General features: G+C 70.1%; 1 protein-coding gene. It reads right to left on the bottom strand.

Annotated elements, in window-relative coordinates:
• On the bottom strand, positions 1–1,525 hold a 1,525-nt coding region (locus tag B2W70_RS18200; protein WP_286747977.1), incomplete at both ends, for a recombinase.

Raw genomic sequence — 1,525 nt, 5'->3', positions numbered from 1 at the left:
CGCGCCACAGGCGGGCCCGGTCGGTCACGCGCACACCGCGAGAGCGGGCCGCCACGCGCAGCGCCAGCAAGAAGCTCACGCCCACGTTGAAGACACCCGTCAGCGGCAGGGCGGCCACGCACCACCAGAAGGCGGGCTGGTTCAGCATGTCCCAGCCCAGGGTGCCCAGCGCGCCCGCCACCTGCCCGGTGGACAGCGTGACGTGGCGCACGTCCAGCGGCAGGCCCAGGAACTTGGCGATCACCGGCACCAGGCCGAGCATGAAGCCCAGCGAGATGTTGGCCGCCAGGCCCGAGATGTTCTCGCGCCACCAGGCCGCCCAGCGCGCCGCGCGCGCTTCGCCCAGCCAGGCCTGGATGCGCGGGTTCCAGCGCAGCGCGCTGTCCAGGCGGTGCAGCACGAAGGCGTTTTCGGCCCAGCCCGCCAGGATGCTCGAGGCGAACAACAGCACGCCGGTGAAGGCCGCGTACCAAAGCGTCGGTCCCAGCAGGGTCAGGCTGTGCAGGGCGTAGCGCGCTTCTTCTTCGTTGATGAGCGGGTGGTTCAGGCCATGGATCATGGCCAGCTGCACGCCCAGCACCAGCGGCGCCACCACCAGCAGGTTGCCCAGGATCCCGGCCACCTGCGAGCGCAGCAAGTGGGCCACCTCGTCGACAAAAGACTCGACCGCTTCGTCGCTGCGCACGTCGGCCAGCTTGGCGGCCATGGCTGGCGCCGTCATGGCGGGTTGCTTGGTGGCCACGGTGAAGTGCAGCCACTGCACGATGACGAAGCTGATCGCGTAGTTCAGGCCTGCCCCAAAGCCGGCCATGAAGGGCGACAGGCCGAGTGCCAGCACCGCGAATTTCATGAAGGTGGTGCCTGCCAACACGGCACCGCCACCGCAGGCCCGCTTGAACATGTCGGCGTACTCGGCGCGGTTGCGGGTGATGTAGTGCTCGCCGGTTTCGGCGCTGCGCTCGGCCACGCGGCGCGCCAGCTGCGAGGTGTGCTGCGAGAACAGCGCGCGCACGCTGCGGCGGCGCTCACCCACTTGCACCAAGGTCAGCAGCAAGTGGTGCAAGGCCGGTGAAGGGCGCGGCGCGAGCACCGCGTCGAGCAGCAGCTCGATGCGCTCGCAGCGGCCCACCAACTGGTCGATCTGGAAGACCAGGTTGACCGAGATGCCCTGTGTGTCGAGGTGGCCGTGCAAGCCGCGTGCGGCCTGGGCGCAGGTGTGCAGCAGCGCTCGCAGGTATTGGGCGTCCTGCAGCAGCGTGGGGCTCCAGGCCTGGCCAGGCTGATCGCGCAGGTGCGCGCCGATGTCGTCGCGCAGGCGCTCGACCACGTGGCCGAGTTGGCGAAACGCGTTGCGCGCGCTGGCGTCGGCGTTGCTGGCCACCGGCGCGTCGAAGTCCTGGCCCAGGCTGATGCCCATGCGCGATCGGAACGCTGGCGAGAAGCCGATGGCGCGCACCTGCGCCGCCAGGTACAGCATGGCGTCGCAAAACGGGTCGCGCCAGCCCAGGGTGCGTGCGGTCAGGGC

The sequence above is a fragment of the Aquabacterium sp. UBA2148 genome (genome assembly GCF_002328915.1).
Classification (GTDB): domain Bacteria; phylum Pseudomonadota; class Gammaproteobacteria; order Burkholderiales; family Burkholderiaceae_C; genus Aquabacterium; species Aquabacterium parvum.
Note: the sequence above shows the minus strand (reverse complement) of the source record. Positions and strands in the feature narration are given on the sequence as shown.